This is a genomic window from Micromonospora sp. NPDC047548, from assembly GCF_040642975.1.
Lineage (GTDB): Bacteria > Actinomycetota > Actinomycetes > Mycobacteriales > Micromonosporaceae > Micromonospora.
The window spans coordinates 1-25,112 of the sequence record NZ_JBEYTI010000046.1 but is presented as its reverse complement, the minus strand read 5'-3'; the positions used below and the strand labels follow the sequence as shown (position 1 = coordinate 25,112).

Here is a 25,112-nt window from a genome sequence, read left to right as displayed (position 1 = left end):
CGTGCGACAGCGAGCGGTGGGTGGTCGACAGCGGCGCTGGCATCCGCGCCGGGCGCTCGCGGTCGGCGCGGTGCTGGTGCTCGGCACCGGGCCAGCGGCGCTGGCCGCGCGGCCGACGCCCGGCGGCGCGGCCGGCGCCGCACCGACAGCCGGCGGCGTCGCCACCGGGCAGCCGACACCGGCGCCGAGCGCCGGTGACCGTGGCACCGCGCTCTACCGGCAGCAGTGCGCCAGTTGCCACGGCCAGCAGGGCCAGGGCACGCAACGCGGACCATCCCTGGTGGGCGTGGGGCCCGCCTCGGTGGACTTCCAGCTCTCCACCGGCCGGATGCCAATCCCGTACGAGATGCGGCAGCCCCGCCGGTCCGAGCCGGTCTTCTCGGCCGGCGAGATCGCCGCCATGGTCGACCACGTCGCCAGCTTCGGCGGCGGCGGACCACGGATCCCGCAGGTCGCCCCGGGCAGCGCGAGCGCCGGACGGGAGATCTTCGCCGCCAACTGCGCCCCCTGCCATGGTGCGACGGGCTCCGGCGGCGAGCTGACCGACGGCTGGATCGTCCCGCCGCTGTACGAGGCGACGGCGGTGCAGGTCGCCGAGGCGGTACGGGTGGGCCCCGGACTCATGCCGGTGTTCCCCAGCCAGGTGCTGACCGACCAGCAGGTCAACGACGTCGCCAGCTACCTGCGGCGGTTGCGGACCGAGCGGCTGGACCGGGGCGGGAACCCGCTCGGGCGGCTCGGTCCGCTGGCCGAGGGCCTGGTCGCCTGGATCGCGGTGCTCGGGCTGCTCGTCGCGGCGGCCCGCTGGCTGGGCAGGAGGGCGGGGGAGTGAACGGCAGCCGCCGGCCCGTACCGGCCGGCCCGCCGGGGGTGAGCCGGCGGATCGTGCTCGCTTTCCTGACCAGCGCCGCCGGCGCCGTCGGGTTCGCGGTGACCTACGGACTGGGCGGCCAGACCCAGTGGGAAGGGATCTGCCTGGCGGTGGCCTTCGCCGGTCTGGCAGTCGGCCTCGCCATCTGGGGCCGGCGCCTGGTCCCGGTCGGCGGCTACGTCGAGGAGCACGAGGGGTTCACCCCGGCCCCGACGGAGCAGGCGATGACCGCCGCGGCGCTCACCGCGCCGGACAGCCCGGTACGGCGCCGCGGCCTGCTCGCCGCGCTCGGCGTGGCGCTGACCGCGCTCGGCGCCGCGGCGCTGTTCCCGCTGCGGTCGCTGCTGCCGTGGGACCGGACCCGCCCGGTCGAGGCGTTGAAGGACACCCCGTGGGGGCCGGACGTCCGGCTGGTGACCAGTGACGGGCGCCCCCTGCGGCCCGAGGACGTGCCGGCGAACACCATGGTCGGGGTGTTCCCGGAGGGGCGCCTGGACGCCGGTGACGCTCCCGCGTTCGCGGTGCGGCTGGAGCCGGAACGCTTCGCCCGGCCACCCTCCGGCGGCCACCTCGGCGGGCTGGTGGCCTATTCGTTGCTCTGCACCCACGCCGGCTGCCCGGTGCGGATCTACCTCAAGGGCACCGGACGGCTGCTCTGTCCCTGCCACCAGTCGTCGTTCAACCTGTACGCCGACGCCCGCCCGGTCGCCGGCCCGGCCGCCCGGTCGCTGCCCGGCCTGCCGATCGAGGTCGGCCCGGACGGGTTCCTGCGGGCCAGGGGTGACTTCACCGGCCCGCCCGGCGCCGGCTTCTGGAGCCGGCCGTGATCCTCGACCGACTCGCCCGGGCGTTGGACGACCGGCTCCGGCTCTCCCCGATCACCCGCCGGGGGCTGGCCAAGGTCTTCCCTGACCACTGGTCGTTCATGCTCGGGGAGATCGCCCTCTACTCGTTCGTCGCGCTGATCCTCACCGGTGTCTACCTGACCTTCTTCTTCGACGCCAGCTCCGCCGACCGCGTCTACCACGGCTCGTACGCGCCGCTGGACGGCAGCACCACCTCCGCCGCGTACGCCTCCACGGTGCGGCTGAGCTGGGATGTCCGGGCCGGGATGTTGATCCGGCAGACCCACCACTGGGCCGCCCTCGTCTTCGTCGCCGCGATCGTGGTGCACCTGATCCGGATCTACTTCACCGGCGCCTTCCGCAAGCCCCGGGAGCTCAACTGGCTGGTCGGGGTCACCATGCTGACCCTGGCCCTGGCCAACGGCTTCACCGGGTACTCGATGCCGGACGACCTGCTCTCCGGCCTCGGGCTACGGATCATCGTGTCCGTGGTGGAGTCCATCCCCCTGGTCGGGGCGTGGCTGGCGTCGCTCGCCCTCGGCGGCGAGTTCCCCTCGGACGTGATGATCCCCCGGTTGTTCGTCACCCACGTGCTGCTGGTGCCCGCCGTCCTCGTCGCGCTGGTGTCGGCGCACCTGGCGATGATCGTCCGGCAGAAACACAGCCAGTTCCCGGGCCCCGGGCGCACCGAGCACAACGTGGTCGGGTCGCGGTTGTGGCCCAGCTACACGCTGCGCTCGCTGGCATTGTTCGCCTGGGTGCTGGCGGTGCTCTTCGCGCTCGGTGGGCTGGTGCAGATCAACCCGATCTGGCTCTACGGCCCGTTCGAGCCCGCACAGGCCACCATGCCCGCCCAACCCGACTGGTACGTCGCCTGGGGCGACGGCGCCCTGCGGCTCTTCCCGCCCTGGGAGATCCGGATCGCCGGCCACCTGGTGCCCGGGCCGTTCTTCCCCGGTGTCGTACTCGGCGGGCTGACCTTCCTGGCGCTGTACGCCTGGCCGTTCGCCGAGCGGCTGCGGACGAAGGACCGGCGGCAGCACCACCTGCTGGACCGCCCCCGCGACCACCCGGTCCGCATCGGTGTCGGCGTCGCCGCGCTGACCTTCTACGGCGTGCTGGTGATCTCGGCCGGCGACGACATCATCGCCCGGCTGCTGCGGGTGTCGGTCTACGACGTGCTGTCGGCGCTGCGGGTGCTGGTCCTCGTCCTGCCGGTGCTCGCCGGGGCGCTCGCGTTCCTGGTCGCCCGGGCCCTGCGCCGCAGCGGCGCCGGCGGGGTCGGCGCGCTGACCCGGGTGGACCTGAGGACCGTACGGGGGCCGGGTGCTCCACCGGAAGGCCGCGACGAGCCGGAGCTGCCGGCACCGGACCGGCCGGGGGAGCGGATCGAGCTGTGGCCGGAGGGCGAGGTGTGGCGCTGGCGCTACCGGGACTCCTCCGGCGGGGTCAGCCTCCTGGGTAACCGGGCGGTGCTGACCGAGGACGAGGCGGCGTCGGCCGCCCGGCTGGCCTATCCCGGGGTCGACCGGGTGGTGGTTCCCGGGCCGCCGCCCGCCGCGCCGCCGGGCCGGGTCCGCGCCGCGCTGCGTCGCTGGGGTGATGCCGCCATGGGGGTGTCGCTGCTGGTGGCGGCGCTGCGCCAGCGGCGCGACCGGCGCCGGCCCCCGGCCGAGGATGACCCGCCGCCCCGGCGACCGGGCCGGCCCTGACCCGCCGGAGGGATCGAGGCCGCCGTGACGTGGCTGGTGGGCGATCCGAGCGACCCGGGTCGGGGTGCGCCGCCGCGCCGCCACGATGGCGAAAATCGTGCCGGTGTGCCGGGTTTGTCGGCGCGGCTGGCGGGTAGCCGCGGCGACATCGGGCCCTGGGGTGAGTGTCCGGTTCCGGGTCGCCTCCCCACTGCCGGGGCGGATGCCTGGTCGTCAGGACGAGGAGGAGACGTGCAGGAGATTGTGGGCGAGAGCCTGGCCCGGCGGCTGGTCGAATGGGGTGTCGACACCGTCTTCGGGCTCCCCGGTGACGGCATCAACGGCCTGATGGAGGGCTTCCGCCGGCAGCGGGAGAGGCTCACCTTCGTGCTGGTGCACCACGAGGAGGCGGCGGCCTTCATGGCCACCGGCTACGCCAAGTCCACCGGCCGGCTGGGCGTCTGCTGCGCCACCTCCGGGCCGGGGGCCATCCACCTGCTCAACGGCCTGTACGACGCGAAGCTCGACCACATGCCGGTGCTCGCGATCACCGGGATGCAGGAAACCTCGGTTCTGGGGGCGTACTACCAGCAGGAGGTGCACACCGAGCTGCTCTACCAGGACGTGGCGGCGTACAACCTGATGGTGACCAACCCGCAGCAGATGCCGGGCGTGGTCGACATCGCCATCCGCAACGCGCTGGCCAAGCGGACCGTGGCACACCTGACCTTCCCCAACGACGTCCAGGTGGCGGCCGCCGACGAGGACCCGTACCGGCATGTCAGCCCAGGCGTGCCGCCGACCAGCAGCCCCGTGCTGTCCCGGCCGCCAGTGCCGGCGTCGCAGCCGGATCTGGACCGGGCCGCCGAGGTGCTCAACGCCGGCCGGAAGGTGGCCATGCTGGTCGGCATCGGCGCCCGGGGCGCCCGCGAGGAGGTGCTCGCCGTGGCCGAGGCGCTGGCCGCCCCGATCGTGAAGACCCTGTCCGCCAAGATGGTGGTGCCCGATGACCACCCGCTCACCACCGGCGGCCTCGGCCTGCTCGGCACCAGACCGAGCGAGGAGCTGATGGAGGAGTGCGACACCCTGCTGATGGTGGGCACCTCCTTCCCCTACGGGAAGTACCTGCCGTCGCCCGGCCAGGCCCGGGTGGTGCAGATCGACATCGACGCCAGCCTGATCGGCATGCGGCTGCCGGTGGACGCGGCGGTCAACGCCGACGCCCGGCTGGCGCTGCGGCAGCTGCTGCCGATGCTGCGGTCCCGCGACGACCGGTCCTTCCTGACGAGGTACCAGCGGGAGCGGGACGCCTGGCGGTCGGACATGATCGCCCTGCAGGACCCGTCCAGGGACCCGATCGCCCCGCAGTACCTGATCAGCTGCGTCGACGAGATGGCGACCGACGACGCCATCCTGACCTGTGACTCCGGCACCATCGCCACCTGGGCGGCCCGGCACTGGATCATCCGCGGCGACCGGGAGTTCTACCTCTCCGGCAACCTGGCCACCATGGCGCCCGGCCTGCCGTACGCGATCGCGATGCAGCACGCGCACCCCGGCCGGCAGGTCATCGCGTTTGTCGGGGACGGCGGCTTCGCGATGCTGATGGCGGAGTTCCTCACCGCCGTGCGTCACGAGCTGCCGATCAAGGTGATCGTCAACAACAACCGCTCGTACGGGCAGATCCTCTGGGAGCAGATCGTTCTCGGCTACCCCGAGTACGCGGTGCGGCACCGCCAGCCGGAGGCCGACTTCAGCGCCTGGGCCCGCGCCTGCGGCGCGTACGGCGCCAAGGTCACCGACCCGAAGGCGCTGCCCGGGGCGATCCGGGAGGCGCTGGCCCACCCGGGTCCGGCGCTGGTCGACTGCGACGTCAACCCGAACGAGCCGCCCATGCCCGGCAAGGTGAAGTACGAGCAGGCGAAATACTTCACCGAGGCGTTCCTGCGCGGGCAGCCGCACAAGGCGGCCACCCTGGCGACCGTGGCTCGCGACAAGATCAACGAGCTGCGGTCATGAGCGGCGTGTCCTTGCCGGAGCCGGTCCTTCGGGCCCCCGGGCCCGCCAGTGATGTCGACCTGGACCTGCTCGCCGCCGACCTGCGGGCCGAGGTGGACGGGGAGGTGCGCTTCGACGCCGGCTCGCGGGCCGCCTACTCCACCGACGGCTCCAACTACCGGCAGGTGCCGCTCGGCGTGGTGGTGCCGCGGACCGTCGAGGCGGTGGTGGCCGCCGTCGCGGTCTGCCGGCGGCACGGCGCGCCGCTGCTCTCCCGAGGCGGGGGCACGAGCCTGGGCGGGCAGTGCACCAACGTCGCCGTGGTCATCGACTGGTCGAAGTACTGCAACCGGCTGCTGGAGGTCGACCCCGACGCCCGGACCTGCCTGGTGGAGCCGGGTATCGTGCTGGACACCCTCAACGAACTGCTCGCCCCGACGGGCCTGGAGTACGGTCCCGAGCCGTCCACCCACGACCACTGCACCATCGGCGGCATGATCGGCAACAACTCCTGCGGAGCGACGGCCCAGCGCACCGGCAAGGCCGTCGACAACGTCGTCGAGTTGGAGGTGCTGCTGTATGACGGCACCCGGATGTGGGTCGGCGAGACCACCGACGAGCGGTATGCGGAGATCCAGCGCCGCGGTGGCCGGCAGGCGGAGATCTACCAGCAGCTGAGGGCGTTGCGTGACGAGTATCTGGACGAGATCCGTACCCGCTATCCGGACATCCCGCGCCGCGTCTCGGGTTACAACCTGGACAGTCTGCTGCCCGAGAAGGACTTCCACGTGGCGCAGGCGCTGGTCGGCTCGGAGGGCACCCTGGTCACGGTGTTGCGCGCCCGGCTGCGGCTGGTGCCGGTGGTTCCCGCCCGGGCAATGGTGTTCCTGAACTATCCGGACATCGCCGCGGCCGGAGATGCCGTACCGAAGATCCTGCCGCACGGTCCCATCGCGCTCGAAGGACTCGACGGCAAGCTGGTCAACTTCGAGAAGCGTAAGCACCTGCATCCGACGGCGCTGCACAAGGTGCCTGCGGGCCGCGCCTGGCTGATGGTCCAGATGGGCGGGGACAACGTCCGGGAAGCGAACGCTGCCGCCGAGCGGGTGATCAACGCGCTGCGCCACGACGGTGGGCCGGATGTGCACCGGTTCGAGAACGAGGCCGACGAAAAGCAGATGTGGACGGTCCGCGAGTCCGGGCTCGGTGCCACCGCCCGCGTGCCCGGTGAGCCCGACACCTGGGAGGGATGGGAGGACTCGGCGGTCCCCCCGGACCGGCTGGGCGACTACCTTCGGGACCTGAACCGCCTCTACCGGGAGTACGGCTTCGAACAGGCGTCGCTGTACGGGCACTTCGGGCAGGGCTGCGTGCACACCCGGATCCCGCTCAAGCTGTACACCGCCGAGGGAGTACGGCAGTTCCGGTCCTTCCTCCATCGGGCCGCCGACCTGGTTGCCTCCTACGGTGGATCCTTCTCTGGCGAGCACGGTGACGGGCAGGCCCGCGGCGAGCTGCTGCCGAAGATGTTCGGCGACCGGGTGATGCGTGCCTTCGGGCAGTTCAAGGCGGTCTTCGACCCGGACGACCGGATGAACCCGGGCAAGGTCGTGCCGCCGTACCCGCTCGACAGCCACCTTCGGCTGGGAGTGGACTACCACCATGACGACGTCCAGACGACCTTCCGGTACCCGCAGGACGACGGCAGTTTCGGGCGGGCGGTGCTGCGCTGCGTCGGTGTGGGCCAGTGCCGGCGCCCGCACGGCGGGGTGATGTGCCCGTCCTACATGGTCACCCGCGAGGAGGAGCACTCGACCCGGGGCCGGTCCCGACTGCTGTTCGAGATGCTCGACGGCACCGCCCGGGGCGGCACCATCGCCGACGGGTGGCGCTCGGAAGCGGTGCGTGACGCCCTCGACCTCTGCCTGGCCTGCAAAGGCTGCAAGGCCGACTGCCCGGTCAACGTGGACATGGCCACCTACAAGGCCGAGTTCCTCTCGCACCACTACGCCCGCCGGCTGCGCCCGCTGTCGCATTACTCGATGGGGTGGCTGCCGGTGGTGGCCGCGGCGGCGTCGCGGGCGCCCCGGGTGGTGAACGCGCTGGCCCAGGCGCCTGGCCTGACCCGGCTGGCCAAGCTGGCCGGCGGGATCGACCAGCGTCGGGACATCCCCTCCTTCCCGCCGCAGAGCTTCCAGCGGTGGTTCGCCGGGCGCACCCCCGGCGGCGACGGGTCCCGGGGCGAGGTGCTGCTCTGGCCGGACACCTTCACCAACCACTTCCACCCCGGCATCGCCCGGGCGGCGGTGGAGGTGCTGGAGGTCGCGGGGTGGCGGGTGCGGGTGCCCGACCAGCCGGTCTGCTGCGGCCTGACCTGGATCTCCACCGGGCAGCTCGGGGTCGCCAAGGCGATCCTGCGCCGGACCGTCGACGTGCTGCGGCCGTACCTGCGCGCCGGCACTCCGGTGGTGGGGCTGGAACCGAGCTGCACCGCCGTGTTCCGCAGCGACGCCCACGAGCTGTTCCCGGACGACGACGACGTCACCCGGCTGCGCGAGCAGACGGTCACCCTGGCCGAGCTGCTGCACGACCACAGCCCGGGCTGGCATCCGCCGACCCTCCCGGCGCACGCGCTGATCCAGACCCACTGCCACCAGCACGCCATCCTCGGCACCGCCGCCGACCAGGCGGTGCTGTCGGCGGCCGGGGTCCAGGCCGACTTCCTCGACTCCGGCTGCTGCGGGCTGGCCGGCAACTTCGGCTTCGAGGCCGGCCACTACGAGGTCTCCGAGGCGTGTGCCGAGCGGGTGTTGCTCCCCGCACTGCGCGATGCCGACGACACCGACGTCATCCTGGCTGATGGGTTCAGCTGCCGTACCCAGGTCGAACAGGGCGCCTCCGGCGGCCGCACGGCGATCCACCTGGCCGAGCTGCTCCGTGCCGGGCTGCACGGCGGGTCCGTGCCGCCCCGGCCGGAACTGAGCTGGGCCGACCGGCCCCGGCCACCGTCCCGGGCCGCCCGCTGGGCTGCCGCCGGTCTGGTCGGGCTCGCCGCGCTCGGCCCGGTGGCCGCGCTCGCCGCCCGGGCCGGCCGGAGGGCACGGTGACCGCAGTGCGGCTGACCGCCGAGGCGTACCAGGTGCCCACCGACGCGCCGGAGGGCGACGGCACCGTGGCCTGGGCCAGCACCACCCTCGTGCTGGTCCGGGCCGAGGCCGACGGCCACGCCGGGATCGGCTGGACGTACGGGCCGGCTGCCGTGGTGCCGGTGGTCGCGGACCTGCTCACCCCGGTGGTGGCGGACCTCGACCCGGACGACGTGCCGGCGATCTGGACGGCCATGCGGCGGCGGCTGCGCAACGCCGGCCGGCCCGGCGTCGCGGGGCTGGCGCTCTCCGCCGCCGACTGCGCCGTCTGGGACCTCAAGGCCCGCCGGCACGACCTGCCGCTGGCCCGGCTGCTCGGCGCCGCCCGCCGGCAGGTGCCGGTCTACGGCAGCGGCGGCTTCACCACCTACGACGATGCGCGGCAGCACCGGCAGCTCGCCGGCTGGGTGCACGACGAGGGCATTCCCCGGGTGAAGATCAAGATCGGGGAGTCGTGTGGGACCGAGGTGGCCCGGGACCTGGCCCGGATGGCGGCGGCCCGGCGGACCATCGGCGACGACGCCGAGCTGTACGTCGACGCCAACGGCGGCTACCAGCGCAAGCAGGCGATCCGGGTGGCCCACGCCGCCGCCGACCTGGACGTGCGCTGGTACGAGGAACCGGTCAGCTCCGACGACCTGACCGGGCTCGGGTTGATCCGCGACCGGGTGGCGCCCGACGTGACGGCCGGTGAGTACGGCTTCGACCTGGTCTACTTCCACCGCATGGCCCCGTACGTCGACTGCCTGCAGATCGACGTCACCCGGTGCGGCGGGATCACGGAGTTCCTCCGCGCCGCCGCGGTGGCCGCCGCCGCCGGGCTGGAGGTCTCCGGGCACTGCGCGCCGCACCAGCACCTGCCGGTCGCTGCGGCCACGCCCAACCTCAGACACCTGGAGTGGTTCCACGACCACGTCCGGATCGAGTCGATGCTGTTCGACGGGGCGGTGCCGGCCACCGGCGGCAGTGTCCCGGTGCCGCTGGACCGGCCCGGCAACGGCCTGGAGTTCCGGCCGGACCACGCCCGCCGGTACCGGGTGGCCTGAGGTGGACCGCGACCAGCAGGGACCGCTGGTTGCCGCTGCCCACCGGCGGTGTGGCAGTCCGGCTGGCGGGCGGTCCGCACGACCGGAGGATGACCATGAGAGTCGATGAGCTGCACCACCCCACCGGACGGGTGCTGGTGGTGGTCTGCGACAAGGGGGAAGAGCCAATCAGCATGATCGGCGGCGCGCTGCACCGCCACGCGCTGCGGGCCGGACGGGTCACCGCGGTCGGCGGGTTCCGGGAGGCCGACGTCGGCTGGTTCGACCCGGAGCGCGATGACTACCGCCGAATCCCGGTGCGGGAGCAGGTGGAGGTGCTGTCGCTGCTGGGCGACGTGGCCGCCCGCGACGGCGAGCCGGTGCTGCACGCGCATGCCGTGCTCGGCCGCTCCGACGGCAGCACGGTGGGCGGACACCTGCTCCGCGCCCAGGTCTGGCCCACCCTGGAGGTGATCGTCACCGAGGTCGCTCCGGAGTTGGCGAAGCGGGTCGACCCGGAGACCGGGCTGGCCCTGATCGGCGACCCCCGTCGCTGACCGTCCGCTCACCGACAGGGGCCGACCTGACCCAGGGTGACCGCCGTCTCCAGCCTCAGCGCGTGCACGAACCCAGGTGCGCGCCGGTTACCCCGGCGCGGGGGTCCGATACGCCCGCCGCCCGCCGCCCGCCGATCCGGTCCCACCCCGGATGACTGGCGGCAGGGCTCGCGGGTAGGCGGGGCGCGTTCCAGGTGACGGGAGAGGTGACATGGGTCGGAACCGACAGGACATCCGGGTGGCGGTGGTCACGGGAGCCAGCGCCGGGGTGGGACGGGCCACCGTCCGGCTGCTCGCCCAGCGGGGCATCGCCATCGCGCTGCTCGCTCGGGGACGCACCGGGCTCGACGCCGCCGCGGCGGAGGTGCGGGCCGCCGGCAGCCGGCCCCTGCCGATCGAGGTGGACATGGCCGACCATGACCAGGTGGTCGCCGCGGGCGAGCGGATCGAGGGCGAGCTGGGCCCGATCGACCTGTGGATCAACGATGCCTTCAGCTCCGTCTTCGCACCGTTTCAGGAGATCCGGCCGGAGGAGTTTCGCCGGGCCATGGAGGTCACCTACCTCGGCTACGTGCACGGCACGCGGGTGGCGCTGGCCCACATGACACCACGGAACAGGGGCACCATCGTGCAGGTCGGCTCGGCGCTGGCGTACCGGGGAATCCCCCTGCAGGCGGCCTACTGCGGCGCGAAGCACGCCATCGTCGGCTTCACCGAGTCGCTGCGCTGCGAGCTGCTGCACGAGCGCAGCGACGTGCAGGTGACCATGGTGCACCTGCCTGCGGTGAACACGCCGCAGTTCGACTGGCTGCTGTCCCGGCTGCCCCGCCACGCCCAACCGGTGCCGCCGATCTACGAGCCGATCGTCGCGGCCCGGGCGATCGTCGCGGCGGCCGACCGGCCGAGCCGGCGGGAGTACTGGGTCGGCATGTCCACCGTGTTGACCATCCTCGGCAACCGGATCGCCCCGGGGCTGCTGGACCGGTACCTCGCCCGGACCGGGTACGGGTCGCAGCAGACGGGGCGCCCGGCGGACCCCGATCGCCCGAACAACCTGTGGCAACCGGTGGACGGCCGGGGCGGGCACGATCACGGCGCGCGGGGCGGCTTCTCCGGCCGCTCGCACCGCCACAGCCCGCAGGCCTGGCTGTCCCGGCACCGGCTGGTCAGCGCCGCCGGCCTCACCGGCGCGGCGCTGGGCGCCCTGGCCTGGCGCCGGCTCTGACCGTGCGGTCCGAGCCCCTGTCGCCACGGACCGATGCGGTACCGGCAGCCGGTTACCAGGAAGCGGGCGGGCCTGGTCACGGTGCGGGCTACGGTCTTCCGGTGAGGGCTCGTACCGGCGCAGTTGAGGCACTCAAGGCTGATCCGGCCATGTCGTCTCTTCGCCGCTCGCTGGCGTTCTACTACGGTGACCCGGCGCGCGAGGCGGCGATGGACGAGTTGTACGCGCGCTTTGTCGAGGCTGGCGATCTCGTGTTCGACGTCGGGTCCCACGTGGGCGACCGGACCGGCAGTTTCCGCCGCCTCGGGGCACGCGTCGTGGCCGTGGAGCCGCAACCCCTGTGCATACGCGCCATGCGGACGATCTATGCCGGGGAAGCCGACGTCGTGCTGGTCGAGGCGGCCTGCGGGGCGTACGACGGCAGCGTCCGGCTGCATGTCAACTCCCGCAATCCCACGGTGACCACCGCGTCCGCCCATTTCCTCCATGCGGCGCACGGCGCGGGTGGTTGGGAGGACCAGGTGTGGGACTCGACGGTCGAGGTGGCCTCGACCACCCTCGACTCCCTGATCGGCCGCTACGGCACGCCGACCTTCGTCAAGATCGACGTTGAGGGGTTCGAGGAGGCGGTCCTGGCGGGGCTGAGCCGCCCACTTCCCGCGCTGTCCTTCGAATTCACCACGATCGAGCGTGCGGTGGCACTGCGGTGCGTCGACCGTCTCACGGCGCTCGGCTTCGACGGTTTCGACATCGCGTTCGGTGACGACATGGCCCTGGCCTTCGGGGGGTGGAGATCGGCGACGGAGATGGCGGAGCAGCTCCGGTCGCTGCCCCACGAGGTCAACTCCGGTGATGTGTACTGCGTGTCGCAGCTACCCTGACACGGCGCTCCGGCGCGGCGCGGGCGTGACCGACCCGGTCCGGGAGGGCGCGCAGGTGGCGGGTGACCACCGACCAGCGACGCGGGCTGATGACAGTCAGGCTGCTGCGCGCGCGTCGCTCACGCGCCGCGGGCGAACAGGGCCAGGCGTACCCGGTTCGGGCTGTTGGTCTTGGTCATCAGGCTGGTGATGTGGGTCTTGACCGTGGTGACGCCGATGTGGAGCCGCTCGGCGATCTCCGTGTTGGACAGGCCCTCGGCGACCAGGTTCAGCACGTCCTGCTCGCGTGCGGTCAGTCCCTGGGCCGGCTGCGGCGTCTCCGCGCGGGCGTGCACCGCGCGCTGGACCAGACGTTGCAGCACCTCCTGGCTGAACGGGCTGTCGCCGACGGCGGCCCGGCGGACGCCGTCCAGCAGGTCGGCGGGCGGTGCGTCCTTGAGCAGGAACCCGCAGGCGCCGGCGGTGAGGGCCGGATAGAGGTGGTCGTCGTCGCCGAACGTGGTCAGCACCAGGACGCGGGTGGCGGGCCGGTCGGCGAGGATGCGGCTGGTCGCGGTGATCCCGTCGACGCCGGGCATGCGCAGGTCCATGATGACGACGTCGGGGACGAGCCGCGCGGCGAGGGAGATCGCCTCCCGGCCGTTGTCGGCCTCGCCGACGACCTCGATGTCGGGCTGGCCGTCGCAGAGCATGCGCAGGCCCGCGCGGATGAGGTGCTGGTCGTCGACCAGCAGGACGCGGATCACGCCAGCTCCGGCGCGGGTGGTGCGGTCGGGGCCTTGCGTTCGCGGGGCACCGACGGGGCCGGCGTGACGGTGGGCGGGAGGGGAGAAGTCGCCGGCCCGGAGGCGGACGCGCCGACCGCGGCCGGGAGGACGGTGCGGACCCGCCACCCCGCGCCGGTCGGGCCTGCCTCCAGCTGACCGCCGAGGACTTCGACACGCTCGCGCATGCCGGTGATGCCGTGGCCGCCGCCGGGCGGCACTTCCGCAGGCACCCAGCCGCGCCCGTTGTCCGAGACCGCCCAGTGGACGGCTCCGTCGACCACGGAAACCGACAGGAGGGCTCGGGCCGACGTGCCGGCATGCTTGGCCACGTTGGTCAGCGCCTCCTGGGTCAGTCGCAACACCGCCAGGCCCCGAACCGCATCGAGCGAACCGACCGCCGGGTCGATGTCCGCCTCCACGGTGACACCGGCCTGGCGGGCCCGATCGACCGCCGCGCCGAGTGCCGCCGGTAGCGCCGACGGCTCGATCGCGGTCAGCGCCGCGTCACCGCGTACCCCATCGGGGTTGCGCAGGACCGCGACCAGCCGGCGCAGATCCGCCAGGGCCGCGGTTCCCGTGCCGTGCACGTCGTCGAAGACCTCGCGCACTCGCGGATCCAGGTCCGTCAGCACGTGCCGGGCCACGCCGACCCGCAGCACCATCGATGCCACGTGATGCGCGACCACGTCGTGCAGCTCGCGGGCGATGGCGCTGCGTTCGTCGGCGCGCGCGGCGCGGCTCTCCGACTCGCGCCGGCGCTGCTCCTCCGCCGCCCGCTCCTCGGCCTGCTGGCCGAGTTCCCGGGTGGTCCGGATGACCAGACCGAGCAGCAGCGGCACGCCGACCTCCAGAGTCAGCCCGAAGACGCCGGAGAGGAACCGTCGGAACGGATCGCCGATCGAATCGGTCAGTTCGACCGTGGCCAGCAGCCCGGCGGCCAGCCAGATGATCCGCGGCCGGTGGGCCCACATGGCCAGCTCCAGCAACGCCCAGCTGGCACCCACCTGATTGATGGTTGTGTCGTCGACGAGCTGGAACGCGATCGCCAGCAGCGCGCCCTGCCACACCAGGTTGACCAGCGGCCGGCGGTGGAACACCAGCGCGACGGCGAACGCGATCGCCGCGAGGATCCACTGGGTGGCCGTCGGCGAGCGTCCGGCCTGGGTGCCGAAGATCAGATAGCCGACGCCGCCGAGGTCGAGCAGCAGCATCCGTACGCGCGTGTCGCGTCCGTCGAACAGTCGTCCCACCCACCCCACGGGATCAGCCTAGGCGCTGCGGCTCGGGGGCAGGAGCGACCGTCGGCCGGACCCACCTGGTCCGGACTCCGAGGTAGGCGGCCAGGCCGAGCGGCCCGAGCAGGATCGTCAGCACCAGCACCGGAGCCATGACCAGCGCCGGTACCCCTCGTTGCAGGCTGTCGAGCCACGCCCACCGGCCGGCGAACAGATCGAACGCGATCATGTGGGCCCAGGCCGCGGCCGCGCCGTCCGCGGTGCCGAGCAGGTCGCGCATGCCGTCCAGGGTCGGCGACAGCACGGCCGGCAGCACGTCGTCGAACGCCGGGATCACCAGCATCGCGTAGATCACCAGGACCGGTAGCACGATCAGCGGCGAGGCGATGATCCGGGCGGTCCGGGACCAGTGCGGCAGCAGGAGCATCAGCGCCCAGAACGGCGCGGCAACCGCGAACGTCAGCGTGAACAGCGTCCGGGTCATGCGGCCAGCGCCAGTTCCGGCTTGGGCCGGCGAGCCATGACCACGCCGGCGGCGGACGCGGTCGCCACCACCAGGGCCGCCACGGCGACCAGCGTGAGGACGTCCGGACGCAGCAGCGGCTGCCCGCGCAGTGCCTGCCAGGTCAACAGCATCGTGAGTACGCCGTAAGCCCCGCCCGCGACGACCAGCAGCCGCACCCGGGTGCGCTCGTCCAGCCGCGTCCCGAGGAACCGGCTCAGCAGGATCGCCAGGACCGGTAGCGCCTGCAGGGCGTGCAGTCCCACGAAGTGCCCGATCCGCAGATCCCCGCCGGTGGTGCTCCAGCCCACCAGCGGCAGCCCGGGCCCGCCGTCCGGCACGCCCACGCTGTGCGCCCCGCTGACCCCTTCGATGCCCGGGTCCTGGCTGGGCAGCACCATCGGTACCGCCGCCAGCATGCCCAGCAGGGACAGGCCGAGCCCCCATCCGACGGCGTGCTTGGCGACCCGGTCCGCGCTCGGCTGACGCAGCACCACGATCCCGATGACGAAGTGCGCGGCGAACAGCACTGTGATCATCGCGCCCATCGCCTGGAACAGGGCGGCGTTCAGCGGGGTCGTCCCGTTGTAGTGGCTGGTCGTGCCCCGCAGCACCTGCCCGACGATCACCACCATCTCGGCCAGCGACACCGCGACGATGACCGTGCCCGCCCGCTCCGCGATCCGGCTACGTCGCGGCAGCAGGGAGAGCATCCAGGCGAGGGTGGTGCCGTACAGCACGAAGGACACGGAGAACTTGAACGGCTTGAGCCAGATCGGCACGCCCGTGAGGACGCGCGAATCGGCGAAGATGCCGACCGCGGAGACGACGGCGAGCAACGCCATCGCCGAGACGAAAACCATCATTGGGCGGTGCCAGTGTGCCGCCCGGCGCAGTGCGGTAGTCATACCTGTAGATGCTGGTGAGCCGGCCCCCGGGCCGCGCCCGACCGCAGGCCCCGGTTGCGGCCGACGGTCGGAGCGCTGTCTCCTCCCTGGGGAGGAGGCGGAATACCGAGCCACACCCCGGGGCCGCGTCAGCATCCACAAGCTCCATTGAGTTGCTCAAAACCGGCTCCACCGATGTGACGCACCGTGGAAGTATGGCCACAATATCGAGGGAAATATATTTCCTTCGTATGCTCTGGCTCCCTTGTTCCGACGCGGGGAGGACACATGAGACCAGAGTGGAGACCGCCGGCGATCACCCCACGCCGACGGCGCAGATCGGTGATCCGAGCCGTCCTACGGCAGCGGGTGCCGGCCATGGCCGTCGGCCTGGTGCTGGCGCTGGTCGCCGGCATGGCGACCTATGTGCCGGCCGCCGCCGCGCCACCCCCGACCTCGGACGGCACCCGACACAAGTCCGTACCGGCCGGAAAGCTGACACCGCGCAAGCCGCTCCGCACCGCCACCGACCGGGCCGCGACCACCCGCATCACCCACCGGGACCTGCCCCGGCCGGACTCGGCGTCGGTGCCGCCGACCGGCGCCGTGACCCGGGTGGGCGATCTGCCCGTCACGGTCAGCCCCGCCGCCCCGACCAAGGGTGAAGAGGCCCGGGCGGACCGCGTCGCCGCGCCCGCGCCGGTCCGCGTCCGGGTGCTCGACCAACGGGCGACGACCGCAGCCGGAGTACGCGGCGCACTGCTGTCGCTGTCACGCCAGGACCCCCGGCCCGGCCGTGCCAGGGTCCTGGTCGACTACTCCGGATTCCGCAACGCCTTCGGCGCCGACTACGCCGGGCGGCTGCGCCTGGTCGAGCTGCCCGCCTGCGCTCTGACCAGTCCCGCCAAGGCCGCCTGCCGGGCCGGCCGGGACCTGCGCGCGGTCAACGCCCGCGGCACCCTGACCGCCGACGTGATGGTGGCCGGCAGCGGCGGCGACAGCCTCGTCGCGCTGACCTCCTCCGCGACGTCCGGCGGCGGCAACTTCGAGTCGACGTCGCTGCGACAGGCCTACTCCTGGTCCGCCGGCAACATCGGCGGCAGCTTCACCTACAGCCATCCGCTGGGCGTGCCACCCGCGCCGGGACCCACCCCCAACCTGGCGCTGACCTACGACAGCGGCCTGGTGGACGGGCAGACCGTCGCCGACAACGGCCAGGCCTCCTGGGTCGGTGAAGGCTGGGATCTGCAGATCGGCTATGTCGAGCGGTCCTACCGGCCGTGCTCGCAGGATGCGGCCGGCAGCCAGTTGGTCGGTGACCTCTGCTGGTTCTCCCGCGACAACGCCACTCTGGTCTTCGGCGGGCAGTCGGTCTCCCTGGTCAAGGACGCCACCAACGGCTGGCGGGCGGCCAAGGACGACGGGCTGAAGGTCGAGAAGCTCACCGACACGGTCAACGACGACAACGACCACGAGTACTGGAAGGTGACCACGCAGGACGGCACCCAGTACTTCTTCGGCAAGAACAAGCGGTACTCCAACGACAACGAGAGCACCAACTCGGTGCAGACCGTCGCGGTGTATGGCGACGATCCCGAGGACCCGTGCGCCAACACGATGTGTCGCGAGGGGTACCGGTGGAACCTCGACTACGTCGTGGACACCCGCGGCAACACCATGACGTACGTCTACGACCGGTTCACCGGCTACTACCAGCCCGGCACCGGCAGCCTCGGCTCCAAGTACCTGTACGACGTGGCCGCGAACCTGGACCACATCGACTACGGCGACCGGGCCGGCTCCGAGCACTCGGCCAACGCGCCGATGCGGGTCACCTTCGAGAAGACCTCCCGCTGTATTGGCTCGTGCACCAACGCCGACTACCCGGACACCCCGCTGGATCTGTACTGCGACGAGAACGCCACCGCCTGCTCCAGCCGCGGCCCGGTCTTCTTCAACAAGTACAAGCTCTCCGCGATCAACACCCAGGTCTGGGACTCCAGCTCACCCGCCCAGTACCGCACCGTCGACCGCTGGGAGCTGAACCACACCTTCCCGCCTAACCCCGACCTCGTCGCGCCGGCCGGGGCGGACACCTCGCCCAACCTCTGGCTCCAGTCGATCCGCCACATTGGCTACGCCAAGGACGGCACCAGCATCACCGAGCCGCTGATGGAGTTCGGTGGCGACTACAACGACCCGGCCACCGGCGAGGTGCTCGGCAACCGGGTCGACTGGGGCGGCAGCACCGGCATGCCACCGTACGTGCACTACCGGATGGTGTCGGTTCGTCCGGGCACCGGTTCGCAGACCTCGGTCACGTACACCCGGACGCCCGACCGTGGCGTGAAGTGCGACAGCGCCTGGGCGCCGTTTCCGGACAACAACCCGTACCTGTGCTTCCCGCAGTACCACCAGCCGAACGACGCCAGCCAGCAGACCGCCTTCGGCTGGTACTACAAGTACCTCGTCTCGTCGGTGACCGAGCGGGACCTCACCGGCTCGTCGCCGGACGAGAAGACGACCTATGCGTACACCAACGAGGCCACCTCCGACAGCGCGCTCTGGGCGCACGACACCAACGAGTCCGTCCAACTGGCGTACCGGACGTGGTCGCAGTGGCGTGGCTACAGCACCGTCACCGCCACCAAGGACGCGGGCGCCAACGCCAAGACGGTCAGCCGCAACGTCTTCCACCGTGGCATGGACGACGACGGCAAGACCAACTCCGACGGGTCGGGAATGACCTGGTTCAGTCGCCGGGCCGGTCTGCTCGCCCCGTTGGGCACCCCCAACCTGGACGGCGCGATTTCCGGCCAGGGCGGCAAGTGCCTGGACATCATCAACGCAAGCCAGGTCGAAGGCACGTCGGTGCACCTGTGGGAGTGCTACGGCGGCGCGAGCCAGGTCTGGCTGCGTGGCCCGAACGGCAGTATCCGCAACCCCGCCTCCGGCATGTGCCTGGACATCGACAACTGGCAGACCGCCAACGGCACCGAGCTACAGATCTGGAAGTGCACCGGCGGCTGGAACCAGGTCTGGCAGCCGCAGCCCGACGGCAGCCTGCGCAACCCGCAGTCCGGCAGGTGCGTGGACATCTCGTCCTGGGGCACCGTCAACGGCACCCGCGTCCAGCTGTGGGACTGCACCGGCGACTACAACCAGGTCTGGCAGCCCCAAGCCGACCAGAGCATGGTCAATCCGCAGGCAAACCGGTGCATGGAGGTCGCCAACGGCGCCAGCACCGACGGCACGAAGCTCTGGTCCCGCAAGTGCACCACCGACGATCCGTCCGCCAACGTGTGGCAGCCGGCCGTCCGGCAGGTGTGGCAGCTGCAGACCAACGGCCAGGTCAAGAACCCGGCCACCGGCAAGTGCATGGACATTCAGGGCCCGAACACGGCCAACGGCACCCTGGTCCACCTCTGGACCTGCTCGTCAACTCCGGTGTGGAGCCAGATCTGGCAGCCGCAGGACGACGGCAGCCTGAAGAACCCGCAGTCGGGGCGCTGCCTCGAGACGGCCACCGGAACCTACGGTGACGCCAGCGGCCAACTGAAGATCGCCGACTGCAACGGCACCATCGGCCAGAAGTGGATCAACCGGTTCGTCGACTCCGACGGCCTTCACGGCGCGCTGCGGTAGAGCCTCGACCTCGACGGCACCCGGATCGACAACTCCACGATCCACGTCCCTGCCGTCACCCGTACCGCCACCCGCGACGCCCCGGCCGCCGGGGGCCAGGAGGTGCGCGGATACCGGGTCACCGAGCCCGTCACGAAGGCGCGGACCTGGATCACCGCCAGCAGCAAGTACCGCTGGACCGAGGGACAGGCCACCTACGACAACACCTACGGCCTGCCCGTCGACACCCGGGACCTGGGTGACATCTCGGTCAGCACCGACGACGCCTGCGTCCGCACCGAGTACGCCCGCAACCCCACTTCGCACATGGTCGGCTACCCCTCCCAGGTGACCGAGTACGCCGGCGCATGCGGCACCGGCACCGTCATCTCGCAGACCCAGTCCTACTACGACCTGACCACCACCCTGCACGCTGCGCCGACCAAGGGTCTGAAGACCAGGACCCGCACACTGACCACCGCGCCGGACGTGTGGGCCGTCACCGAGGCGACCTACGACCAGCGCGGCCGCCCGGTGACCAACACGGATGCCCGCGGCCAGGTCACCCTCACCAGCTACAACCCGGCGGACAACCTGCCGCTCAAGGAATCCACGGTCACCAACCCGCGCGGGCACAAGTCAACGGTCAGGTTCGACGAGGGCCGCGGTGTGCCCACCCAGGTGGTCGACGCCAACAACAAGACCACCCTCACCACGTACGACCAACTTGGCCGCAAGAGCGCGGTGTGGCTGCCGACCGAGAAGAAGGTCAACGGCGACCCGCCGTCGATGCGGTACTCCTACGACATCCGCAGCGACACGCCGAGCCGGCTGCTCACCGAGGTGCTGCAGACCCGCAGCGTCGAGCCCGGCAGCAGCCCGGTCTACCTGACCTCGTACGAATTTCTCGACGGCCGGCTGCGTACCCGCAACACCCAGACGGCGGCGCCCGCGGGCGGTCGCATCGTCGAGGAGACCAAGTACGACGCACGCGGCCACGTTGCGGTCAAGACGGCGCCGTTCTACAACGCCGCCGTCGCCGGCTCGGGCTTCGTGTCGTCGTCCTCGGTCGACGTGCCGTCGCAGACGGTCCACAGCTACGACAACCTCAACCGGGCCACCTCGGCGGCGCTGCAGGCCAACGGCGTGGAGAAGTGGCGCACCACGCAGAGCTATGACGGCGACCGCACCACCCTGACGCCGCCGTCCGGCGGGGCCACGACCACCAACTTCGACGCCGCCGGGCGGCCGGTCAAGCTGACGGTCCGTCCCACCAGCAGCACCACGGAGATCACCTCCTACGGCTACGACACGGCCGGCAACCTGGCCACCGTCACCGACCCCGCCGGCAACGTCACCCGTTACACCTACAACCTGGCGGGCCTGCGAACCAAGGTCGAGGATCTCGACACCGGAAACACCACCTCGGCCTACAACCAGGCCGGTGACCTGCTGTCGACCACCGACGCGCGCGGGCAGAAGATCTCCTACCAGTACGACGTGCTCGGGCGGCCCACCTTCCGCTGGAACGGTGACCCGTCGACCGGCACCAAGCTGGTCACCTACGAGTACGACGGCATCGTCGGCGTCACGGGGCAGATGTCCCGCACCACCCGGCACGCCGGGACGACCAACTACATTGTCGAGCCCACCGGCTACGACGACCGGTACCGTCCTACCGGCATCCAGTGGACCATCCCGGCCGCCGAGGGCGACCTCGCCGGCACTTACCGGACCGAATACGCCTACGACTCCGCCGACCACGTCACCTCGATCGTCTACCCGGCACGCGCCGGTCTGCCGGCCGAGACGGTGGGCGTGGGCTACGACGACAAGGGCTTCGCCACCAACCTGGCGGGCCTGGACAACTACGTCTCCGCAACCGGGTTCACCAGCATCGGCCAGTTGGCCTCGCGCACCTACGGCAACCCGGGCGCCGGGCAGCTGATCCGCAGCTACGGGTGGGACGGGTCCACCGGGCGGCTCGCCCGGATCTCCGCCACTCTGCCGGACCCGGCGACGCCCGGGGCGCTCAAGACGGTGCAGGACGACCGGTACAACTACCTGGCCGCCGGTGACGTCTTGTCGATCAAGGACCACACCGACGGGCAGTCGCAATGCTTCCGCTACGACGGCCTGCACCGGGTGACCGAGGCGTACACCGCCCTGGACGACTGCGCCGCAGACCCGACGAACGTCGGCGCGAGCGGTAAGCAGCCGTACTGGGACAGCTTCGCCTTCGACAACGCCGGCCGGCGCACCGCCGACACGCACCGCACCGCCACCGGCACCACCAACCGCACCTACACCTACCCGGCCACCAACCAACCCCAGGTGCACGGCATCAAGTCGATCGCGACCACGGTCGACGGCGTCCCCCGCACCGACACCTACGCCTACGACCTCGCCGGCAACGTCAAGACCCGCACCGTCGCGGGAGTCACCAGCGACTACACCATCAACGTCGAGGGCGACTTCGACGGCGCCACGGTAGGACAGGACCAGACCAAACACCTCTACGACGCCGACGGGACCCTGCTGATCCGCACTGACCCGACCGGCAAGACCCTCTACCTCGGCAGCGAGGAAATCAAGTCCGCCGGCAAGACCATCACCGGCACCCGCTACTACGGCCGAGACGGCGCCACCGTCGCCGCCCGCAGCAAGGACGGACTGTCCTGGCTCGCCGCCGACCACCAAGGCAGCGCCAACCTGACCGTCAACCCGGCCACGGGCGCGGTGCAGCGGCGCTGGTACACCCCGTACGGGGCAGACCGTGCCCCCGTCACCGACTGGCCGACCGACCGCGGGTTCCTCAACGCCGCAGCCAACGCCTCCACGAAGCTACTCGACGTCGGCGCCCGCGAGTACGACCCAGACACCGGCACCTTCATCGCCCCCGACCCACTCGTCGACCTCGAGAGCCCCAACAGCTTCAACCCATACGCATACTCCCAGCACAACCCGATCACCCTCGCCGACCCGAGCGGCCTCGCACCCTTCAGCGGGATCGAGTTCCACTGGGACGGCCAGGACACCGAGAACGCTGTAGTGGCTGGCCTGGTCGTCGTGGGCACCGTGGGCGCAATCGCTCTCTGCGGTAGTACCGGGGTCGGGTGTCTGCTGGTGGGCGCCGTCGCCGGTGCCACCATCGGCTACGCCGGTGCCACCGCACAACCGGGCCACCGTATCCAGGCGGCTACTGTGGCCCTGGCCGCCACCGCCATCGGGGGCGGGGTCGGATCGGGTGTCCGGCTGCTCGCGGTGAAGGCTGGCGTCTCGGCCACCAGTCGGGGCCTTCAGGCTGCCGTCGGGTCGGCGGCTGGAGTAACCGACAGTGCGGTGACACAGGTCGGTACGACCGGGAAGGTCGACTGGCGGCAACTCGTCGTCGCCGGGGCTGTCGGCGGGGCGCTGGGGGCTGTGATCAAGCCGCGGGCGGGTTGCGCGCCGACGCACAGCTTCGACCCGGACACTCCCGTGCTCATGGCCGATGGTTCGGCCAAGCCGATCGGCGACGTGGAGGTTGGTGACCAGGTGGTCGCCACCGACCCGGAGACCGGCCGGACGATGGCCGAGTCGGTGGACCAGCTCCATGCCAACCGCGACACCGATTTGACCGATGTAACCGTCACCGTGGAGGACAGCACCCCCGAGGACGGCACCACCGCTACCACCACGACGACCCTTAAAACCACCCAGCACCATCCGTTCTGGGACCAGACCACCGAGCAGTGGGTGTACGCGGCCGAACTGGTCGTCGGGCACCAGTTGCGTACGACCGACGGTGACATTGTCACAGTTGCAGCCGTTCGCAACCACACCGGTGGCAAAGACATGCGCGACCTCACCGTCGCCAACATCCACACGTACTACGTCTTCGCTGGCGGCGAACCCGTCCTTGTCCACAACATCAACCCAGGCTGCTACACGAGCGTCTTCCAACACCAGCTCGATCCCGCTGACTTCGGAAAATCGCGTCCCACGCATTTCCGTCGCGCCAACGCGGCTCTTCTCAAAGCGATGGACGACGACCCGGAGCTCGAGAAGCTGATGAAGGAGATTGTGAGCCCCGACCTGCGCAAGCAGCTCACGGACAACCCGGCTGCCTCGCCGTACGGCTGGGTGTGGCAGCATGCGACGATCGCGCAGGGACGCGGTGTCCCAGGTGTGATGCAGCTGGTGCCCTGGTCGGAGCACTTCAATGCGAAGTCACCGTTCTGGAGGATCCTGCACCCGCTGCCTCGATACGGGGGCGGCTACGCCGAGTGGGCCATCCCGAACGGGGCTCCAAGGAACTGATGGAGGTGAAGGCACGTCGTGAGATACTCCATTCTGCATCGTCACGGCACATCGGAAAGTCTGGACGACGTCCCCGACGCAAAGATCACCGCACTGCTCTCCGAGTTGGACAGAGACGTCACTGATCCGGAGCACGGTGACGTGTGGCTGACCCAGAATTCGTCTGGATGGTCGCTGGGAAGGTTCGCGGGAGCACGCAGACTGGTGGTCCTGGAGAACACGGAACCTGGAGGGGAGGCGCTTCACCGAACAGGCGTCACGCCCGAGGAAGCATTCCGCCTCTTCCGGCGCCTCGCCAACGGCGACGTGGACGCCATCCGCGGGGAAGCCTGGAACCCCGGCTACGGATCGTGAAGCATCAGGTGGAGATGCTGGCGAGATAGGGCGAGCGCGATGCGTCCGATGGACGCATCGCGCTCCCTTTTCAGCCCAGCACTGAACCGGCTGACCAGCCGTGGGCTCAGGGCGGTTGCGTAGTCGGGCGGTAGGGCTCTGAGCTGGGGACCTGTGGAGTGAATGGTCTCTGTGGCGGTGAAGGGTGCGGGTGAGATCGAATCGGTGATCATGGAGTTCTCGACGCTTCACGACACCCCGAGGACCTCACCCGCCGATGGCATCATCCCTCCTCACCACACTGGCCGTAACGACACCCGCCACCGATACCCCACCAGCCCTGGTCCCCGATGGTGAGCAGATTGGTCTGCTGCCTGCCTTGTCCGCGGTCCCTGATTCCCGTGACCCGCGCGGTTGGCGTTACCCGCTGTCCGGGCTGCTCACCGTCGCGGTGTGTGCGGTGCTGGCCGGTGCGTCGTCGTTCGCCGCGATCACCGACTGGCTCCACGACCTCGACGAACACGCCCGTGCCAGGCTCGGATTCGACCGCGGTGTGCCCGCGGGTACGACGGTTCGGCGGCTACTGACCCGCCTGGACGCCAGTCGGCTGGCCACCGTGCTGGCCGGCTGGCCCCACAGCCGCGCCCAGCCGGTCACTCCAAGGCGAAGGCACTACCGGACGATGCAGGAACCCTGTACCTGCCGAGAATGCCATCTGGGCAGCTCAGGCGGCGTGCTCGTATTCGTGAGGGACACCACCGAGGCGGTCGCGCCGGTGGATGTTCAGCCGGGCGAGTTGGTTCGGGTCGGTGATCGGTTCGGGGGAGCGGCTTCAGCGGCCGGAGGTTCGCGATCCCCTGGTGCGGTCGGTGTAGGTTGTAGAACCGCTCGTACTCCCGCAGCGCATGCAGCAGATGCCGCTGGTTCCAGATCAGCGTGCGGTCCAGCAGCTCGCGGCGGCAGGTCCGCACCCAGCGTTCCATGATCGCGTTCATCCGGGGTACCTGGACGCCGCTGAGCACGACCTTGACGCCGGCGTCGGCCAGGATCGCGTCGAACAGCGCCGGATACTTGTCGTCCCGGTCCCGGATCAGGTATTTGACTTTCCCGCCGGTGTCTTCGAGATCCATCACGAGGTTGCGGGCGGCCTGGCCGACCCAGGCGGCGGTCGGGTGCGGCGTGACGCCCAGGACGCGGATGCGGCGGCTGGCGTGTTCGATCAC

At 71.2% G+C, this 25,112-nt stretch carries 17 protein-coding genes and 1 pseudogene; 13 read left to right on the top strand and 5 right to left on the bottom strand.

Annotated features, from left to right (window positions below; all coding sequences use genetic code 11):
- Window position 1 precedes the first annotated feature (1 nt).
- From ABZ807_RS28335 to ABZ807_RS28295, 9 genes are all read left to right on the top strand, one after another.
- Window positions 2-832 carry a c-type cytochrome gene (locus ABZ807_RS28335; protein WP_357164420.1) on the top strand — a complete coding sequence of 277 codons (831 nt, stop codon included), beginning with the start codon at window positions 2-4 and terminating at the stop codon, window positions 830-832.
- Window positions 829-1,698, top strand: a complete 870-nt coding sequence (locus tag ABZ807_RS28330) for a Rieske (2Fe-2S) protein (RefSeq protein WP_357164417.1) — start codon at window positions 829-831, stop codon at window positions 1,696-1,698. The genes ABZ807_RS28335 and ABZ807_RS28330 overlap by 4 nt, the downstream gene beginning before the upstream one ends.
- Window positions 1,695-3,428 carry a cytochrome bc complex cytochrome b subunit gene (locus tag ABZ807_RS28325; RefSeq protein WP_357164414.1) on the top strand — a complete coding sequence of 578 codons (1,734 nt, stop codon included), beginning with the start codon at window positions 1,695-1,697 and terminating at the stop codon, window positions 3,426-3,428. The genes ABZ807_RS28330 and ABZ807_RS28325 overlap by 4 nt, the downstream gene beginning before the upstream one ends.
- A gap of 231 nt (window positions 3,429-3,659) precedes the next feature.
- A complete protein-coding gene (locus tag ABZ807_RS28320; protein ID WP_357164411.1) occupies window positions 3,660-5,426 on the top strand; it encodes a thiamine pyrophosphate-dependent enzyme in 1,767 nt (588 codons plus the stop codon).
- Window positions 5,423-8,512 carry an FAD-linked oxidase C-terminal domain-containing protein gene (locus ABZ807_RS28315; protein ID WP_357164408.1) on the top strand — a complete coding sequence of 1,030 codons (3,090 nt, stop codon included), beginning with the start codon at window positions 5,423-5,425 and terminating at the stop codon, window positions 8,510-8,512. Before ABZ807_RS28320 ends, ABZ807_RS28315 begins: the two co-directional genes overlap by 4 nt.
- The gene (locus ABZ807_RS28310) at window positions 8,509-9,597 is read left to right on the top strand and encodes an enolase C-terminal domain-like protein (RefSeq protein WP_357164405.1); all 1,089 of its coding nucleotides are present in this window, start codon (window positions 8,509-8,511) and stop codon (window positions 9,595-9,597) included. The genes ABZ807_RS28315 and ABZ807_RS28310 overlap by 4 nt, the downstream gene beginning before the upstream one ends.
- Before the next feature lie 95 nt (window positions 9,598-9,692).
- Entirely contained in the window at window positions 9,693-10,133 is a 441-nt protein-coding gene (locus ABZ807_RS28305) for a PPC domain-containing DNA-binding protein (protein ID WP_357164402.1), read from the top strand.
- 211 nt (window positions 10,134-10,344) lie between these two features.
- The gene (locus ABZ807_RS28300; RefSeq protein WP_357164398.1) at window positions 10,345-11,358 is read left to right on the top strand and encodes an SDR family oxidoreductase; all 1,014 of its coding nucleotides are present in this window, start codon (window positions 10,345-10,347) and stop codon (window positions 11,356-11,358) included.
- A gap of 149 nt (window positions 11,359-11,507) precedes the next feature.
- Window positions 11,508-12,239 (top strand): FkbM family methyltransferase, encoded by a 732-nt coding sequence (locus ABZ807_RS28295; protein ID WP_357164465.1) that lies wholly within the window; start codon window positions 11,508-11,510, stop codon window positions 12,237-12,239.
- 119 nt (window positions 12,240-12,358) lie between these two features.
- On the opposite strand, the gene ABZ807_RS28290 is transcribed toward ABZ807_RS28295, so the two are convergent.
- The 4 genes from ABZ807_RS28290 to ABZ807_RS28275 are packed head-to-tail and all read right to left on the bottom strand — an operon-like array spanning window position 12,359 to window position 15,651.
- Entirely contained in the window at window positions 12,359-12,985 is a 627-nt protein-coding gene (locus tag ABZ807_RS28290) for a response regulator transcription factor (RefSeq protein WP_357164395.1), read from the bottom strand.
- Entirely contained in the window at window positions 12,982-14,265 is a 1,284-nt protein-coding gene (locus ABZ807_RS28285; protein ID WP_357164392.1) for a histidine kinase, read from the bottom strand. The genes ABZ807_RS28290 and ABZ807_RS28285 overlap by 4 nt, the downstream gene beginning before the upstream one ends.
- 4 nt (window positions 14,266-14,269) lie before the next feature.
- Window positions 14,270-14,725 (bottom strand): ABA4-like family protein, encoded by a 456-nt coding sequence (locus ABZ807_RS28280; protein WP_357164389.1) that lies wholly within the window; start codon window positions 14,723-14,725, stop codon window positions 14,270-14,272.
- Window positions 14,722-15,651 (bottom strand): hypothetical protein, encoded by a 930-nt coding sequence (locus ABZ807_RS28275; protein WP_357164386.1) that lies wholly within the window; start codon window positions 15,649-15,651, stop codon window positions 14,722-14,724. Before ABZ807_RS28275 ends, ABZ807_RS28280 begins: the two co-directional genes overlap by 4 nt.
- Before the next feature lie 357 nt (window positions 15,652-16,008).
- Between ABZ807_RS28275 and ABZ807_RS28270 the strand changes: the two genes are divergently transcribed.
- From ABZ807_RS28270 to ABZ807_RS28255, 4 genes and pseudogenes are all read left to right on the top strand, one after another.
- Window positions 16,009-19,275 carry a ricin-type beta-trefoil lectin domain protein gene (locus ABZ807_RS28270; RefSeq protein WP_357164383.1) on the top strand — a complete coding sequence of 1,089 codons (3,267 nt, stop codon included), beginning with the start codon at window positions 16,009-16,011 and terminating at the stop codon, window positions 19,273-19,275.
- Between the two features lie 102 nt (window positions 19,276-19,377).
- Window positions 19,378-23,556, top strand: coding sequence for an RHS repeat-associated core domain-containing protein (locus ABZ807_RS28265; RefSeq protein WP_357164380.1), 4,179 nt, complete (start codon window positions 19,378-19,380; stop codon window positions 23,554-23,556).
- An 18-nt stretch (window positions 23,557-23,574) separates the two neighbouring features.
- Window positions 23,575-23,910, top strand: coding sequence for a hypothetical protein (locus tag ABZ807_RS28260; protein ID WP_357164378.1), 336 nt, complete (start codon window positions 23,575-23,577; stop codon window positions 23,908-23,910).
- 256 nt (window positions 23,911-24,166) lie between these two features.
- Window positions 24,167-24,508 (top strand): annotated as a pseudogene (locus ABZ807_RS28255) (transposase family protein); the annotation flags it as partial.
- 34 nt (window positions 24,509-24,542) lie between these two features.
- On the opposite strand, the gene ABZ807_RS28250 reads toward ABZ807_RS28255, so the two are convergent.
- Window positions 24,543-25,112, bottom strand: a 570-nt coding sequence (locus ABZ807_RS28250; protein ID WP_357164375.1) for an integrase core domain-containing protein, incomplete at its 5' end; no start/stop codon positions are given.